14 protein-coding genes are annotated in these 17284 nt (G+C 65.9%); all 14 read right to left on the bottom strand.

What is annotated here, in order from left to right; genetic code table 11:
- Positions 1-8: 8 nt before the first annotated feature.
- On the bottom strand, positions 9-1532 hold the full coding sequence (locus tag FG94_RS22160) for an oligosaccharide flippase family protein (protein WP_036216239.1): 1524 nt from the start codon (positions 1530-1532) through the stop codon (positions 9-11).
- On the bottom strand, positions 1532-2995 hold the full coding sequence (locus FG94_RS22155; protein ID WP_036216236.1) for an O-antigen ligase: 1464 nt from the start codon (positions 2993-2995) through the stop codon (positions 1532-1534). Before FG94_RS22155 ends, FG94_RS22160 begins: the two co-directional genes overlap by 1 nt.
- Before the next feature lie 25 nt (positions 2996-3020).
- Positions 3021-3773 carry an exosortase-associated protein EpsI, B-type gene (epsI, locus tag FG94_RS22150; RefSeq protein ID WP_027864761.1) on the bottom strand — a complete coding sequence of 251 codons (753 nt, stop codon included), beginning with the start codon at positions 3771-3773 and terminating at the stop codon, positions 3021-3023.
- The gene (gene xrtB / locus FG94_RS22145) at positions 3770-4765 is read right to left on the bottom strand and encodes an exosortase B (RefSeq protein WP_036216233.1); all 996 of its coding nucleotides are present in this window, start codon (positions 4763-4765) and stop codon (positions 3770-3772) included. The genes epsI and xrtB overlap by 4 nt, the downstream gene beginning before the upstream one ends.
- A gap of 1 nt (position 4766) precedes the next feature.
- Positions 4767-5666 carry a chain length determinant protein tyrosine kinase EpsG gene (gene epsG, locus FG94_RS22140; protein ID WP_229413036.1) on the bottom strand — a complete coding sequence of 300 codons (900 nt, stop codon included), beginning with the start codon at positions 5664-5666 and terminating at the stop codon, positions 4767-4769.
- 48 nt (positions 5667-5714) lie between these two features.
- Entirely contained in the window at positions 5715-7121 is a 1407-nt protein-coding gene (epsF, locus tag FG94_RS22135) for a chain length determinant protein EpsF (RefSeq protein ID WP_036216231.1), read from the bottom strand.
- A 220-nt stretch (positions 7122-7341) separates the two neighbouring features.
- On the bottom strand, positions 7342-8130 hold the full coding sequence (gene epsE / locus FG94_RS22130) for a polysaccharide export protein EpsE (RefSeq protein ID WP_027864765.1): 789 nt from the start codon (positions 8128-8130) through the stop codon (positions 7342-7344).
- A gap of 47 nt (positions 8131-8177) precedes the next feature.
- A complete protein-coding gene (locus tag FG94_RS22125) occupies positions 8178-9239 on the bottom strand; it encodes an EpsD family peptidyl-prolyl cis-trans isomerase (RefSeq protein WP_051996998.1) in 1062 nt (353 codons plus the stop codon).
- A 169-nt stretch (positions 9240-9408) separates the two neighbouring features.
- Positions 9409-10446, bottom strand: coding sequence for a GDP-L-fucose synthase (locus FG94_RS22120; protein ID WP_229446028.1), 1038 nt, complete (start codon positions 10444-10446; stop codon positions 9409-9411).
- A gap of 2 nt (positions 10447-10448) precedes the next feature.
- The gene (gene gmd, locus FG94_RS22115; RefSeq protein WP_036216229.1) at positions 10449-11564 is read right to left on the bottom strand and encodes a GDP-mannose 4,6-dehydratase; all 1116 of its coding nucleotides are present in this window, start codon (positions 11562-11564) and stop codon (positions 10449-10451) included.
- 285 nt (positions 11565-11849) lie between these two features.
- Positions 11850-13232: an undecaprenyl-phosphate glucose phosphotransferase gene (locus tag FG94_RS22110; RefSeq protein ID WP_036216227.1), complete on the bottom strand. Its 1383-nt coding sequence runs from the start codon at positions 13230-13232 to the stop codon at positions 11850-11852.
- 26 nt (positions 13233-13258) lie between these two features.
- Complete coding sequence (epsL, locus tag FG94_RS22105) at positions 13259-14488, bottom strand: XrtB/PEP-CTERM-associated polysaccharide biosynthesis outer membrane protein EpsL (protein WP_229446027.1); 1230 nt, start codon at positions 14486-14488, stop codon at positions 13259-13261.
- 54 nt (positions 14489-14542) lie between these two features.
- On the bottom strand, positions 14543-15271 hold the full coding sequence (locus FG94_RS22100) for a CAAX prenyl protease-related protein (protein ID WP_081926132.1): 729 nt from the start codon (positions 15269-15271) through the stop codon (positions 14543-14545).
- A gap of 54 nt (positions 15272-15325) precedes the next feature.
- Entirely contained in the window at positions 15326-17284 is a 1959-nt protein-coding gene (locus tag FG94_RS22095) for an ATP-binding cassette domain-containing protein (protein ID WP_036216225.1), read from the bottom strand.

Here is a 17284-nt window from a genome sequence, read left to right as displayed (position 1 = left end):
CCGCAAATCTAGGCTCCTTTCGCCTGCCAGCGCGACCAGCCCGACTTCAGGCGCGACCACGCCATCATCCGGTCGTCGCGCTCGACGACGAACAGCGCACCGTGCACGCCCAGCAGCAGCACGGTCACGCCGAGAATGAACACGAAATCCCAGGCCCCGCGGTCGAACAGCTGCTCGGCCGCGGTGGCGGCGACCGCCACCAGGGCGACGCCGAACAGGCCCGGCGCATAGCCCTGGCCCAGCAGGCGCCCGAGGGTGGTCGGCACCGTGCGGCCATGGACATAGACCAGGAAGATGCTGGTGAACACTACCGACGCCACCAGGTGGCCCCAGGCGGCGCCGTCGATCCCCCACCCTGCCACGCCGGTGTAGACGATGGCCAGGCCGGCCAGGGCGCGGGTCACGGCGAACAGGCCGGACACGCGCGGGTGGCCCATGCCGTCGTTGACCAGCGACGGCAGGCTGGTGAGCGAATCGACGAACTGCGACAGCGCCATCACGGCCAGCACCAGCGCACCGGCGCGGGCAAAGTCCTCGTTCATCCAGTAGCCGAGGATCTGGTGCGCGAACACGGCCACCAGCACCAGGATCGCGGCGTTCAGGAAGACCACGTAGCGGGTCGCCTTCAGGTAGACGCGGTCCAGGCGCGCATACTCGCCGCTGGCCGCCAGCGCGCTGGCTGCCGGGAAAAACACGCCGGACAGGCGGAAGGTCAGGCTCAGCACCCGGTTGGCGAGCGTGGCCGCCACCGTGAAATAGGCCAGCCCGGTGACGCCCACCAGGGCGCCGATGATCAGCTTGTCGGCATGGGCATACGACAGCGTGGCAAAGCGCGACAGGAAGGAATAGGCCGAAAAGCCCAGCAGCGCATTGCGGAAAGCGCGTCCCGGCCAGCGCCAGCGCAGGCCGGGCAGCAGGCGCCGAATCGCGCCCCACAGGATCGTGCAATGCAGGGTACTGGCGGCGACGCGCAGCAGGATGACCTCGAACAGGCCGTAGCCGAGCAGCAGCACGCCGACGGTGGCCAGGGGCACCAGGGTGCCGAATACCATTTCGAGGCGCGCCGAGATGTCGTAGCGCATCAGCGATTGCGGCACGCTGTTCAGGTAGCTCTGCAGCTGGCCGGCCAGGAAGCCGAGCGCGGCCAGCTGCAGCGTGGCGACTGCTTCGGGAACGAGGCGCTGCGGCACCGCGAACACGCCCTGCACCAGCCAGCCGGCGCTGAAGAACAGGCCGAGCGCGCCCAGCAGGCCGATGCCGGTGTAGGTGGCCAGGCCGAAGGAGACGGTCTCGAAGATGCGCTCGTCGTCCTTGCGCGCATTGTGCTCGGCGATGTACTTGACCGAGCCGGCGGTGACGTTGATGTCGATGACCGCGAAATAGCCGACGATGGCCGTGACCAGCGAATACAGGCCATAGCCGGCGTCGCCGAGTCCCTTGACGACCAGCGGCACGGTGCCGAGCATGACCAGCGCGGGGATGGCCGCGCCGAGCAGGTTCGACCAGGCGTTACGGGCGAGGCGCAGGTTCATCAGGCAGGCACCAGGTGGGGACGCGGCGGCGTGAAGGGTTTCATTGCCGGCCTGGTCACCGGCGCCGCCTTGGCTACCGCCATCGCCAGGTAAGGCAGGGCAATGCAGACGGCCAGCATCTGGCTGGTGCGCACCTGCGGGAACGGCGTGCCGATCAGGAAATCGGGAATCATGAAGGCGAGCCCCGCCACCCCGGCCGTGGCCAGGCCGAGCAGTTCCGGCGGCAGTTGCTTGAGTGCGCGGCGTGCGAACAGCACGAAGGTGATCAGGGTGCCGAACAGCAGCACGGTGCCGATCAGGCCGCTCTTGAGCGCGATGTGCAGCACCCCGCTATGCAGGAACAGGCCGCCGTCCGGGTTCTGCTGCCACGAGATGTACTGGTAGCCGGTGTACCTGCCCCAGGTGCCGATGCCGGTGATCGGGTTGGCCAGGAAGTCGCCCAGCGCGAACTTCAGCTCCAGCACCCGCTCGCTCTCGGGACCGAAGCGCTTGGACTGCATGTCGTAGACCAGGCTGGACAGGCCGGTGCCCGCCCCCTTGGTCTGCGACAGGCGCTGCACCGCGACGTAGGTGAGCGCGGCCCCGACCACCGGCAGCCCGGCCGTCATCAGCTGCATGCGGCGCTTGAGCGGGAAGCGCATCATGATCACCAGGAAGGCCAGCATGAAGCCGATCCAGGCGCTGCGGCGGTAGGACAGCAGGATGCACAGCGCGGTGGAAATCAATGTCATCCACTCGATGCTGCGCCAGAATTTCGGGCGGTCGGTCTTGACGGTCTGGAACAGGTGGACGGCGGCGATCGCGAACGCGATGGTGCACACCAGACTGTCGTTGATGTCGAAGAAGGTCAGGCGGATCTTGATCGCGTTCAGGTTGGCGTACACGTTGTTCGGGTCGCCCCCGAAGGCGGCCCAGCGCACCAGGCCGAACAGCGAGCGGCACAGGCCCACGATCAGGATGAAATGGGTCAGCTCGATCAGGTGCTCGCGGGTGCGGAAGGACAGCAGCATCAGCGAGATCAGCGGCGCCATCCAGACGATGTTCGAGAAGCCCTGCGGGGTCAGCGCCTCGGCCACGGTGACGCCGTTCATCAGGCCCACGGCGAGGTGGCCGAGCAGCAGCACGAACCAGGCCCAGAACCAGGGCCGCAGGTTGCAGGCCGGGGTCGGGTAGCGCTGGAAGGTGGCGGCCACCCGCGCGCAGGCCCAGGCGCCCAGCACGTACCACAGCACCAGCCCGAACAGCAGCAGGCCGGAACCGCGGCTGTAGATGCTGCGGGTGGCGAAGATCGCCATGTTCCCGTAGCTGGTGGAGTTCATGCAGAAGTAGACCGCCAGGTAGGGGTAGACCAGGAAGCGCGGCCATGCGATGCCGATGCCGATCCCCGCGACGGCTGCGATCGACAGGCCGATGATGAAGGCCCACGGCAGCGAGTAATAAATGTATGGGAGGATCGTGTTCATCGGCGCTCGTTACCTTCTCCCTGTCTCAGCCATGCGCCGGGCCATGCGCCGCAGGCGCCGCGGCGGCCGCCTCCGGCGCCGCTTCCGGTGCACCTGCCAAGCCGGAGCCCAGCAGGCGCGTACGGTCGCGCGGCGCCATGACGCCCAGCATCTCGGCGACGAAGCGGTCCTGCACCCCGTAGGCCTGGGTCTCGTTGGATTGGATGGTCGAGACGCGCACCAGCATGCCGTCCGGGATCTCGCCCGACAGGCCGTAGGCCAGGCGGTGCAGCTTCTGCTGGATGCCGGCGCGCGAGGCGTGCTCGCCGATCGTGATCCAGTAGGTGATCGGCTCGTTGCGCTCGTGCAGGCGCGCCACCAGGCGCTTGACCGGCAGCTCGCCGAAGCGGGTCGTCAGGCTGTCCTCGGCATCCTTCTGCATCTGGAAGCCCTGGGCCACGTAGCAGACCTCGGGCAGGTGCAGCTGCAGCGCCTTGCTCTGGTCGCCGCCGTAGGCGATCGACAGCATGACGCGCTGTCCCTGGCTGTTGATGTAGGTGCGCGACAGGGTCTGGTCGTAGATCTTTTCCAGCATGCTCTGCTGCTCCGGATCGGGCGCGAGCGGCACCACCGAGGGGTCGATGCGCCAGTCGGCGAAGCGCTGCGGGATCATCTGTTCCAGGCTGAACTGCTCATGCGGCTGCAGCACCCGCGGCTTGGGGGTGAGCGCCCCGGTCAGGGCCGAGGTGCCGGCCATGGCCAGGCCCAGTACCAGGCTGATGGCGAAACGGCGGTTCATGTTGCCTCCTTCAGGGTGCCGGGCATGCGGCGGCCGCCGCCCGCGCCCGGGCCGCCGCCGCGATTGCCGCGGCGCTTGATCCACCATTGCAGGCCGTTGTCGACCGCCAGGATCAGCAGCAGCGCGGTGACGAACAGCACCATGCCGGCGAAGCCGTGCAGGAAGCCCTGGCCGGCGGCGTCGCCGAAGTAATAGGTGATCAGGGTCAGCGCGATCACGCGGATCACGTTGGCCGTGAACGAAATCGGGACGATCAGGATCGCCAGCGTGATGTTGCGGAAGGCCGAGGGGTGGCGCATCAGGTTCAGGTAGAACAGGCCGAGCGCTTCCAGCGTCAAGAGGGTCTGCAGGCCGGCGCAGGCATCGGCCACCAGCAGCTGGTACTGGCCCATCTGCAGCACCACGCCCGAGCGCGAGATCGGGTAGCCCAGCGCGAACAGGATGTGCTCGGTCACCCAGGACACCGCCATCTTCATCGGCATCGTCACCGCCGCCACCAGCTCGCTCGGCAGCGGGATCAGGAACAGCATGAAGAAGAACGGGAACCACAGGGTGCGCAGCGCCCGGCTGCCGAACTTGAGCAGCACCAGGGCCGCCATCACCACCACGATCGAGGCCACCTCGAACATCAGGATCTTCTGCGAGCGGCCCAGCAGGTGGAACATCAGGCCGATCGCCAGCACCGGCCAGCCGGTCCAGCTGCCCTCCGCAGTGTTCCCCACCTTGGGACCGACCGCGGCCATGACTTCGGGCCATTTGCGCCAGATGAGCCAGAGCGCCAGGAAGAAGATGATCGGGCCGTGCCCTTGCTCTTCGCTGATCCAGGCGCCGGTGAACAGGCTGTAGAAAGTGGGGCCGAACAGGATTGCCAGGCCGGCATACACCGGCCACCATTCGGAGACGGAGCCCTTCAGGCCATCGAGGGTCCCTGCCAGGGTCGGAGGCGGCAGTTCCGCCTGCGCCCTTGCGTGATCTGGTGCCGCCGTCGCCATCTCAGAACTCCACCACCACCGAGCCGACGACTTCGGCGCCGGATTCGGCCATCTGCTCGGCCATGCGGCTGATGTTGGCGATACGGGTGCGGTGCTTGCAGGCCACCAGCAGCACGCCGCCGGCGCGGCCGGCCACCGCCAGCGCATCGGCCCCGCTGGCAAACGGCGGCAGGTCGTACAGCACCACGTCGTAGCGCGACTCGAGCTGGGTATTCAGGTTGCGGAAGCCTTCGCGCGCCAGCAATTCCTGCGGGTTCGGCGGCAGCGTGCCGGCCGGCATCAGGGACAGGTCGACGAAAGCGGGAACGCGCTGGATCACGTCGAGGTCGGCGCGGCCGGCCAGCAGGTCGGACAGGCCCTGGCGCGGCTTGACGCCGAACATCTCCTGCTGGCGCGGGCTGCGCAGGTTGGCGTCCACCAGCAGGGTCTGCTCGCCCAGCTGGGAGAACACCACCGCCAGGTTGGCCGCGAACAGGCTGGAACCGTCTTCCGGGGTCACGCCGGCGATCGCCAGGGCGCGCCGACCGCGGGCGAACCAGCGCAGCATCAGCTGGCTGCGGATCGCGCGCAGGGCCTCGACCTGGGGAGAAAATGGGTCGTAGGCGGCGACCAGCTTGGGCGACAGGTTGGCCTGCCCCTTCTGCAGGTAGGGATAGGAGAACTGGCGCGCCAGCACCTGCTGGATGTCTTCCTCGCTCACCAGGCCCAGGCGCACGGCGGCTTCGCCGAAGCGGATCCCGAGGTCTTTCTGCATGCGCAGGACACGCTCGGCACTCTCGGGGGTGAGCTTGCCGGAATCGAGCAGCAATGCGCCCATGCTCGAATCGGCCTGAGCCCCGTTGTGCAGTGCGCCCTCGTGGGGTGCACCGGTCGGCAATGCGGATAGCACGGATGAATTCATGGTCGTGTCCTATTCTTTTCTGGTTCGGATGCGCGAGCGCCGCGCGCCTCAGTTCAAGCGCAACAGGCGGCGCGGGGTCATCAGCGCACGGATACCGCCGCTGCGCGGGCGCTTCATGCGCCATTCGATGGTGCCGAGCACCGGGATGCCCAGCATGTCCTTGACGTCGCCGGTCGACCGGACCGGACGGTTGATCAGCTCCAGCAGCAGGGCCAGGCCGACGCCGAGGATGGTGCCCAGCAGGATCGAGACCAGGGTGTTGAGCAGCACGCGCGGACCGGCAGGTTCGGTCGGCGGCACCGCCGGGTTCAGGATCGAGATGTCGGACTGCTCGGCCTGGGCCTCGATGCGGGTCTGCGAGAAGCGGTTGCTGGCGGCGTCGAAGGCGCGCTGGGCGCTGTCGAGGTCTTTCAGCAGCACGCCGAGTTCGTCGCGGGTGCGGTTCAGCTCGAGCACGCGGGTCTTCTGGGCGGCCAGTTCGGCGCGCAGCTCGGCCTCGCGCTGGCGATACACCTGGGCATTGGCGCCCACGCTCTTCGACACGCTGCCCAGGGCGGCATTCAGTTCGGCGCGCATCTTGCTCACCTCGGCCTGGGCCGACTGGTAGGCCGGGTGGTTGCGGCCGTAGCGCGATGCGGCTTCGGCCAGCTTGGCTTCGCCGCTCGCCAGGCTCACGCGCAGGCTCTGCACCAGGGCGTTGTTGGCGACGTCGGGCGAGCCGACACCGGTGGCCATGCGTTCGCGCGAGCTGGCTTCCATGGCCTGGGTCTGGGCCGCGACCAGCTGGGCCGACAGGTCGCTCAGGCGCGACAGCTCGACGTCCACCCGGTTGTTGTCGAGGCTGACGATGCCCTTCTCCTGCTGGTATTTCGACAGGCGCGCCTGCGCGGCTTCCAGGTTGTCGCGCAGCTGCTTGGTCTGTTCGTTGAAGTAGGACGAGGCTTTCTTGGCCGGCTCGGTCTTGAGCTGGACGCTGATCTTCTGGTATTCGTCGGCGAAGGCATTCGCGACGGCGGCGGCGAAGGCCGGGTCGGCGCCCTTGAAGCTGATCTCGACCACGCTCGATTCGCGCGAGGGCATGATCTCGAGTTTCTTCAGCAGCAGGTCGGCCAGCCAGTCGCGCACCGAGCCCTTGCCTTCGCTGGCTTCGCGCCACTGCGCCTGCACGGCCGGGCTCGATGCGAGGCGCAGCGAGTCGACCACGCGCAGGGCCACGTTCTTGCTGGTGATGATGTCCATCTGGGTCGCCATATAGCCCGGCATCAGGTTGCCGGGCATGGTGAGCCCGCTCACCGGGTCCACGCCCTTGTAGTTCAACAGCACGGATGCGGTTGCCTTGTAGGTCTTCTGCTGGATCAGGCTCCAGCCCAGCGCGAGCAGGACGGTGACTAGCAGGGTTCCCAGGATGATCTTCTTCCTGGCAAGCAGGATCAGCAGGAATTGATGAACGTTCATGGCCTTACCTTTGCATCAGATGCCTTGACAGCGGGGTGGACAAAACGGCGGAGCTTTAAACGGTTGAAGCTTTTAAACAATGAATTACCAACAGCGCATCGGGGTGCCGAGAAACCGTAGCGAGCGGAAGCGCTGGCGCTCGAGAAGCGCAGCCGTACTTACGGTACGGCGAGCATCGCAGGGCGTCAGCGCGACGCGTAGTAGGTTTATCGGCATCCCCTCAGAACCAGGACTCGCGGACAACGATGACATCGTCAACCTGGACTGGATCATGTGCCTTGACATCAATCGTCACCGGGTTGCCGCTGGCATCCTTGCGGGTGACTTTCATGCCGTTATTGCTGCCGCGCATGCTCAGGCCACCGCCGGCCGAGACGGCCTGCTGCACGGTCATGCCGCGCTCGAGGCGGAACGGACCCGGGCGCTGGACTTCGCCGGTGACGTAGGCACGCGGGGCGCGCTCGACATAGATGATGTCGCCGCCGGCCACTTCGTAATCCTTGTTCAGCTCGCCCTTGCGGACCATGTCGACCACGTCGATGGTCTCGCGCGTGGTGTTGCCGTCGCGGGTGCGCACCAGGTTGATGATGTCGCCGCCGTCGCCATGGATGCCGCCGGCCATGGCCAGCAGGTCGAGCACCTTGCGGCGCCCCTCCACCGCGTAGCGGCCCGGGCGGTTCACATAGCCCAGCACCGACACCTGCTGGCTGGCCAGGGTGGTCACCAGCATGTTGACCTGGGCCTTCTTGAGGTAGCCGCCCTTCTCCAGCATGTCGCCAATCTTCTTCTCGGCCGCGGCCACCGACAGGCCGCCCACCGCAACCTGGCCCAGCAGCGGGAAGGTAATGTTGCCGCTTTCGCTGACGCGGGTTTCGAGCGAGAGGTCGGGGCTGCCGTAAACCGACAGCTTGACCACGTCGCCCGGTCCCAGCAGGACTTCGGCGGCAGCGGCGACACCCATGCTCAGGACGAGCGCGGTGGCCATCATCCACTTGACGAATCGTTTCATGATTGCTCCTTCTATTTGTTTTTGGGTCGATGAGTCGATGAGTTCGATTACTTCAGTCCGGCGACGCCGCGTTCGAGCGCGGACTTGTCGGTGGTGGGACCGCTCTCCGGCGGCGGCGCCACCGAGGACTGGCCTGCCGGCGCCGTCGCCACCGCGGTCGCGGCCGCTTCGCCCGCGCCGGCCGGGTCAGCCGGCGCCGCTGCCGGTGCGCCGCCCGCCGGGGCGTTCGGATTCGGCTCGTATTCCTTGTTCAGGTAAGCGATCTTGGCGGTGCCGCGCAGGCGCTGGATCTCGGCGGCGGCCAGCTCCTTGTTCTTCTTGTTCGTCAGGTACTGGGTGATCTGCGGGGCGGCGACGGCCAGCGTGACGGGCGCGTCGCGCACTTCGGCGATCGAGATCAGCATGGCGCGGTCGCCTTCCTTGACCGCGAACAGCTGGCCCTTCTGCATCGACAGCAGCTTGGCGGACAGCTGCGCGTTCAGGTCGGCGGTGCTGCGCGTGACCTGGGCGCGGCCGTACTTGATGTTGCGCGCGTCGAGGAACACGGCCACTTCTTCCAGCGACTTGGCGCTGTCGGCCGCGGCGCGCACTTCCGGGGTCAGGTCGCTGGCCGCGAGGATCAGCTCGTTCATGGCGAACTGCTTGCGGTTGCTGAAGAACTGCGGGTTCTTGTTGAAGTAGTCCTCCACTTCGGCCTGCGACGGACGCTGCGGTTCGCCCAGGCGCTTCTGCATGTAGGCCTGGGCGATGATCAGCGAACGCGCCCGTTCGATGGCCTGCATCACCTTCGGATCACGGTCGAGCTTTTCCTTGGCAGCCTCGCTTTCCAGCAGTTCACGGTCGATCAGTGCCTGCAGGACCTGCTTGCCGGCGACCTGCTGCTGCTGTGCGCCGACGCCCAGGCGCTGCAGTTCCTCGTTCAGCTGCAAGACGGTGATCTCTTCGCCGTTGACGCTGGCCAGGGCCTGGCCCGGCTTCGACTCCTTGGGTGCTTCATCCTTGCTGCAAGCGGCCAGGGTCGTCGCGCACAACACCAGCGCCGCCGCGGACAGCAGGCGCCTGGGGCTTGGGTAGGAAGTTGGTTTGGCTGCCAAATGGAAGGTTTTCAAGATAGTTTCCTCGACGTTGGTTAGCGGGCGAGCCCGCCGCGTGTTCCTTTTGTTATTCGTGACCTGCCCCGCATCACGGAGCAGATTCAGGACTCATCCATTCTGGGTTCCACACGATTCGCCCTCTGTTCGTCAATTAACAAACTGCTACCGCGACATGTCCCGCGCTTCATGCCAGCGCCCGCGCCGCGCTGCCGCCGGGGCGTCCCAGCAGTTGCGCAGGCACGTCCTGCGGGCCGGCCTCTTCCGCTTCCTGCTCGGCCACAAAAGCCTCGTAGGCACGGCGCAGGCCTTCGTGCAGCGGCGTGCTGGCGCGCCAGCCGAGCGCGGCCAGCTTGGACACGTCGAGCAGCTTGCGCGGCGTACCGTCCGGCTTGCCGGCGTCGAACACGATGCGGCCGCGGTAGCCGACGGTCTCGCCCACCAGGCGCGCCAGCTCGGCAATCGTGACGTCCTGGCCGGTGCCGACGTTGATGTGCGAATGCATGGGGTCGGTGTTGGCCGCATACACCTCAATCGGCAGGTTCATCACGTAAACGCTGGCAGCGGCCATGTCGTCCACGTACAGGAACTCGCGCATCGGCTTGCCGCTGCCCCAGATCACCACTTCCGGCGCATTGCTTTCGCGCGCTTCATGGAAGCGGCGCAGCAGGGCCGGGATCACGTGGCTGTTTTCCGGGTGATAGTTGTCGCCGGGACCGTACAGGTTGGTCGGCATCACGCTGCGGTAGTCGGTGCCGTACTGGCGGTTGTAGCTCTCGCACAGCTTGATGCCGGCGATCTTGGCCATGGCATAGGGTTCGTTGGTCGGCTCGAGGATGCCGTTCATCAGGTATTCCTCGCGGATCGGTTGCGCCGCCAGGCGCGGATAGATGCAGGATGAACCGAGGAACAGCAGCTTCTGGACGCCGGCGCGCCATGCTTCATGCACGACATTGGCCTGCACCATCATGTTGTCGTAGATAAACTCGGCCGGATAGGTATTGTTGGCATGGATGCCGCCCACCTTGGCCGCGGCCAGGTAGACCTGGTCGATGTGTTCGGTACGGAAGAATTCGCGTACCTGTGCCTGGTCGGTGAGTTCCAGTTCGGCATGGGTACGGGTGACGATGTCGGTGTGTCCCTGCGCGCGCAGGGCGCGCACGATGGCGGAGCCGACCAGGCCACGATGGCCGGCGACATAGATACGAGGCTGATTATTCGACACGCTTACTCCAGTGAAAGTGCAACGTTGTAGCCATGCGATGCGAGCAGCTTGTGACGGCACGCCGTGTCCAGGTCGTGCGCCACCATTTCCTGCACCATCGCTTCGAAACTGGTTGTCGGTTCCCAGCCGAGGCGCTCGCGCGCACGGCTCGGGTCGCCCAGCAGGGTCTCGACCTCGGTCGGCCGGAAATATTGCGGGTCCACCGCCACGATCGGCTGGCCCACCGCCACGCCGGGTGCCTTCTCGCCGCGGACGGACGCCACCAGGCCGCGCTCCTCGACGCCCTGCCCCTGCCATGCGATCTCGATGCCCAGCTCGCGTGCGGCGATCTCGACGAAATCGCGCACCGCATACTGGCGCCCGGTGGCGATCACGAAGTCTTCCGGCTTGTCCTGCTGCAGCATCAGCCACTGCATGTGGACGTAGTCGCGGGCATGGCCCCAGTCGCGCAGCGCGTCGAGGTTGCCGAGGAAGAGCTGGGGCTCGAGGCCCTGGGCGATGTTGGCCAGGGCGCGGGTGATCTTGCGGGTGACGAAGGTCTCGCCGCGGCGCGGCGATTCGTGGTTGAACAGGATGCCGTTGCAGGCGTACATGCCGTAGGCCTCGCGGTAGTTCACGGTGATCCAGTAGGCGTACAGCTTGGCCACGGCGTAAGGGCTGCGCGGATAGAAAGGCGTGCTCTCGCGCTGCGGGGTCTCCTGCACCAGGCCGTACAGCTCGGAAGTCGAGGCCTGGTAGAAGCGGGTTTTCTTTTCCAGCCCGAGGAAGCGGATCGCCTCCAGCAGGCGCAGGGTGCCGATGCCGTCGACGTCGGCGGTGTACTCGGGCGACTCGAAGGACACCGCCACGTGGCTCATCGCGCCCAGGTTGTAGACCTCGTCGGGCTGTACCTGCTGCAGGATGCGGGTCAGGTTGGAGGTATCGGTGAGGTCGCCGTAGTGGAGGAAGAAGCGCGGATTGTCGGCGTGCGGGTCCTGGTAGATGTGGTCGATGCGCCCGGTGTTGAACAGGGAGGCGCGGCGCTTGATGCCGTGGACCTCGTAGCCCTTCTCGAGCAGCAGCTCCGCCAGGTAGGAACCATCCTGACCGGTGACGCCGGTAATCAGTGCTTTCTTCATATCGTTTTCCCTTGCGGAACTAGGCAAACACCAGCCCCGACAGTTGCAAACTCATCAACGATTCTACGCAGCCCGTGTGGTCGTGCAAGCAAGATACCAATCGTGCGCGCGGCTTTTAAGTTGACCTTAAGCGAATTATTGCCAACTTGAATTTAAAGTGTTTTCACTGGTAAATAACTACATATTGCGAGCAGTTAATTACATTTCGCGCCGACCTCGTTTTACCCATCATCCTATTCGATACCCGCCGCAACGCCGGGTTCAATACGCGCTCAGTGTGCGTATTCAGTGGGCGTTCTCGCGGGTCAGCACGACTTTCACTGTCTTGACGATGATCCAGAGGTCGAGCCACAGCGACCAGTTGCGCAGGTAATCGAGGTCGTACTGGATGCGTGCTTCCATCTTGTCGAGCGTGGCGGTCTCGCCACGCAGGCCGTTCACCTGGGCCCAGCCGGTGATCCCCGGGCGTACCTTGTGGCGCAGCATGTAGCCCTTGATCAGCTTGCGGTACTGCTCGTTGTGGGCGACCGCGTGCGGGCGCGGCCCGACCAGGCTCATACGCCCCTGCAGCACATTAATGAACTGCGGCAGCTCGTCGAGCGAGGTGCGGCGCAGGAAGCCGCCGACCTTCGTGACGCGCTGGTCGTTCCTCGAGGCCTGCACCACGTTCGGGCCATCCTCGGTGACGGTCATCGAGCGGAACTTGTAGACGAAGATCTCCTCGCCATACAGGCCGTAGCGGCGCTGGCGGAAGATGATGGGGCCGGGCGAACTGAGCTTGACGGCGACGGCGGTCACCAGCATCAGGGGCGCCAGCAGCACCAGGATGATGCTGCCGATCACGATGTCGCTGCCGCGCTTGATCACGCTGTTCCAGCCCATGAAGGGGGTCTCGCTGATCGCGATGACGGGCATGCCGCCGACGGTATCGAACCTGGCCTGCATCAGGTCGAACACGTAGACGTCCGGCAGGAAGTAGACCGAGGCGGTGGTGTCCTTCAGCTCGTCGATCAGCTTGCGGATGCGCGGCTGGGCCGAGATCGGCTGGCTGATGAAGATCATCTTGATGTTGTGCTGGCGCACGTAGGCGCAGACGTCGGCCATGCCGCCCAGCACCGGATGCCCGATTTCGCTCGGACGGCGCTCATCGTTGCGGTCTTCGAAGAAGCCGCAGACTTCCATGAACAGGTTCGGGTGGCGCTCGCACACCTTGGCGAACTTGATGCCGACGTCGTTGATGCCGACCACCACGATCGAACGCACTTCGCGCTTGCGGTCGCGGCTGCCGGTAGCCTTGCGCACCGCCAGGTGGCTGGCCAGGATCGTCACCGGCGTGGCGATGAACCAGGCCAGCAGCACGCGCTCGTCGTAGAAGTACTTCAGGCCGCTGGCCGAACCCAGGAAGTACAGCACCGCGATGGTCAGGCACCAGCCGAACACGGTGTCGCGCGCATAGGCCAGCATGCGGCCGCTGCGCCAGGTGCGGTAGGGATCGACGTGCTGGTAGACCGAGGACGAGATGAAGAACGCCAGGATCATCAGCACCAGCGAATACCCGGAAAACGGCTCCTGGTAATACAGCGTGGCCAGGTACAGGGTCCCCATGATGATCAGGGGATCGAGCACGCGCTGGAAAAACGAGATGATCGGGATGTCGTTTACCGTCATAAGCTGCTTCGAGATACCGCAGTGCTTCAGAACAGCACGTTCGCGTTCACCATCACGGTGTTGGCGTCGAATTTGCCCAGGTTGAGCGTCTGCGAACCGCTGCGCGACTGGTGCTGCCAGCCGGCCGAGACCGCGATCTTGCGCTTGACCTGCCAGGTGGCGCGCAGGCTGGCCGTCTTTAGCGAGTCGTCCAGGTCGGAGAGGCCGGCGGCCGCCACCGAGCGCGGGTTGTAGGCGCGCTGTTCGTAGGCGGCGTTGGCGTCGACCTTGATCTTGCCGGTGGCCTGCCAGGTGGCGCCGACGCTGGCGCCGCGGTTCAGGGTGTAGCTGACGATGGTGCTCTCGATCGGGGCGAATTCGCGCCACAGCGAGGCGTTGTAGGTCACCTTGCCGCGCGGCTGGTAATAGGCGTTCACGCGGCCGTTGAAACCCTTGGTGGTGCCCTCGCCGAACGAAGGCTGCTCGCGCCGCACGTAGCCGGCCAGCGCCTGTACCGTGGTCGAACCGGTGGCGTACCAGTTGACGCGCACTTTCAGTTCGTCCTGGGTGAAGTCGTCGTTCAGCACGCCGGTCGTGGTCGGGCGCCGGAACGGGTACTCGCCCTTGAGGCGGCGCGCCACCAGGCCCACCGAGCTGCCGCTCTTCGGACGGTACAGCAGCTCGACCTCGGAGGCCTTCTCGGTGCGGTTGTTCCAGCGCTGGCGCACCAGCTCGTATTCGTAGCGCTCATGGGTGAAGCCGGTGCGCAGTTTCCAGCTCGGGTGCATCTTCCAGCCGGCATCGAACCACTTGCGGCGGCGCTCGCGCACGTTGCGCTCGTCGCTGAAGAAGTCGGTGTAGGAAGCCAGCGTGCGGTCGTACAGGGTGCCGGCCTGCCCTTCGAACTTGTTGCCCAGTTCCCAGAACCAGGTGGCCTGCAGGTCGCGGCCGTCGTAGTCGAGCTGCTTGAAGAAGTCGAAATCGACCTTCGAGGCCTTGGCCACCACCGCCACGCGCTGGCGGCTGATGCGCTTGTTGTAGATGACGCCGGCCTCGGCCTGGCGCCAGCGGTCGCTGCGCTTGCCGCCGAAAGCCGGACGGTTGTCGGGCACGCGCAGCAGGTTGTCGTCGTAGCCCCAGCCGATGCCGCCGTAGAGCTTCAAGCCTTCTTCCGGCTGTTGCTGCTGCTGGGCGGCCGCCTGGTGGGCCGGGAACATGAACATCGCACCGATGAACAAGGCGATCGGGCGGAGGGATGGGTGGCGTAAAGGCATCATGTTGTTTGTCTTTTCTGATTCATTGCGCTTGGGGTGGTGAAGCTTGCCTGCGGATTACCAGAAGGCCCAGCTGCCGGTCGCGACCACCCAGGCGCCGAGCAGGCCGTTGGTGACAGCGTGGGCGATCACCGCGGACCACAGGTTGCGATGACGCATGTAAAGGAGACTATAGGCCACACCGGCGACGATGCCGGCCAGCCACAGGTTGTGTTCGAAACCGAACAGGACGACCGATACCAGGAAACCCTTGATGCCGACCCGTGCGGGCTCCAGGGCTTCGAAGTCGGCGGCGTCGACCCAGCGCATGACGAAGGAGCGCCAGAACAACTCTTCCATGACGGGCACGACCAGGGCGGCGCCGGCGATGCGGATGACGATCAGGAGCCAGTCGAGCTCGCCATTGGTGCGCGGGTCGTAGCCGGGGCTCGCCCCCACCGTCATCCACGGGGCGTCGAGGTTGATCCAGAGAACCAGCACCACGATACCGGCGAGCACCGACACCAGCAGCTGGGCCGCGCCGGGCAGCGGCGCGCGCAGTTCGTGGTAGCGGCGCCAGAACACCGCCAGCAGGACGGCCACGACGCCGATCTGCACCGGGTAGAGCCAGCGCAGCTCGGCGCGCGACAGGCCGGTGCGCTCGAGCATGTCGCCGAGGATGATGAAGAAGATGTAGGCGCCGAAAGGCAGGATCCGCGCCCAGGCGGCGCGGCTGAAGAGGGGTGCGTCGACCGATAACGCGGAGGCTGCGGATGGAGCGGTACGGGATTCGTTGTGCTCGGTCATGTCCGGATGTTACTCCTGGTCTGTGCAGGCGCCTGGCCTGCCCCGTTTGTTACGCTACTCGCCCCTTGCGCGGGCTTCGATGCGCTCCCAGCGTTCGAGGGCGTCGAGCAGCAGCTCGTCGATCTCGGCGTGGCGCTCGCTCAGGCGGCGCGCGTCGCCGGGATTCTGCTTGTAGAAGTCGGGCGAATTCAGCTGGGCCGTGATCGCCGACTGCTCATCTTCAAGAGTCGCGATCAGCTGGGGAAGTTCCTCCAGTTCGCGCTGTTCCTTGTAGCTCAACTTTACCTTTTTACCAGACCCGCTCTGTGCGGTAGATGACATTTCACCAGCTTTGGCTGCCGGGTCGACCGGGGCCGCCTGCGTTGCCGCGGCGCCCTTTGCAGGAGTGGCGGCGAGCTTCGTCGCAGCTGCGGGTTCGTTGGCGCGCGCGCGCTCCCAATCGGTGTAGCCACCGACGTATTCGCGCCACAGTCCATTCCCTTCAGCAACGATTACCTGGGTCACGACGTTGTCGAGGAAGGTACGGTCGTGGCTGACCAGGAACACGGTGCCCGTGTACTCCTCGAGCAGTTCTTCGAGCAGCTCGAGGGTTTCGATGTCGAGGTCGTTGGTCGGTTCGTCCAGCACCAGGCAGTTGGCCGGCTTGGCGAACAGGCGCGCCAGCAGCAGGCGGTTGCGCTCGCCGCCCGAGAGCGACTTCACCGGCGAGCGGGCGCGTTCCGGTGCGAACAGGAAGTCGCTGAGGTAGGTCATCACGTGCTTCTTCTGGCCGTTGATCTCGACCCAGTCGCTGCCCGGCGAGATGGTGTCGGCCAGGCTCGCCTCGTCGTTGAGCTGGGCGCGCATCTGGTCGAAATAGGCGACGTTCAGCTTGGTCCCCAGCTTGGCCGAGCCGCTGTCGGCGGTCTCGTCGCCCAGGATGATTCTCAACAGCGTGGTCTTGCCGGCGCCGTTGGGCCCGATCAGCCCCACCTTGTCGCCGCGCAGGATCGTGCCGGTGAAATTGCTGACGATGACTTTCTCGCCGTACGACTTGGAGATGTTTTCCAGCTCGGCAACGATCTTGCCCGAGCGCTCGCCGGCGCCGACGTCGAGACGGACCGTGCCCTGCTGCTCGCGGCGCGCGGCGCGCTGCAGGCGCAGCGCTTCCAGGCGGCGCACCCGGCCTTCGTCGCGGGTACGGCGGGCCTGCACGCCCTTGCGGATCCAGACTTCTTCCTGGGCCAGGAACTTGTCGAACTTGGCGTTCTCGACTTCCTCGTTGGCAAGCAGCTCGCGCTTGCGCTCCTGGTAGGTGGAGAAGTTGCCCGGGAACGAGAGCAGGCGGCCACGGTCGAGCTCGATGATGCGGGTGGCGACGTTGTCGAGGAAGCTGCGGTCGTGGGTAATGAACAGCACCGAGCCGCGGAACTCGCGCAGCAGGCCCTCCAGCCACTTGATCGAGGTGAAGTCGAGGTGGTTGGTCGGCTCGTCCAGCAGCAACACGTCGGGTGCGGACACCAGCGCCACGGCCAGGGCCACGCGCTTCTGCATGCCGCCCGACAGCGTGCCCATCTTCGCTTCACGGTTCAGGCCCAGGCGATCGAGGGTGGTGTCGACCTTGTGCGCCAGGTTCCAGCCGTCGACGGCGTCGAGCTTGAGCTGGATCTCGTGCATGCGCTCCATCAAGGCATCGTCGTTGTCGCCGCCGAACTGCCCGGTGAGCGACTCGTACTCGGCCAGCATGGCCTGCTGGTCGCCCATGCCGGCGGCCACCGCGTCGAACACGCTCGCTTCCGGATCGAACACGGGTTCCTGCTCGACGTAGGCGATCTTGACGCCCTGCTGCATGACCAGCAGGCCGTCGTCGAGCCTGGAGCGGCCGGAAATGATCTTCAGCAGCGAGGATTTGCCGGTGCCGTTGCGGCCGATCAGGCCGACGCGCTCGCCGGTCTCCAGGGAAAAGTCAGCGTGGTCGAGCAGTGCGACGTGGCCGAAGGCCAGTTGCGCTTGAGTGAGGGAAATGACAGCCAT

Source organism: Massilia sp. LC238, assembly GCF_000735635.1.
Taxonomy (GTDB): Bacteria; Pseudomonadota; Gammaproteobacteria; order Burkholderiales; family Burkholderiaceae_D; genus Telluria; species Telluria varians.
The sequence above is the reverse complement of the archived record's forward strand: the minus strand, read 5'-3'. Positions and strand labels throughout refer to the sequence as shown.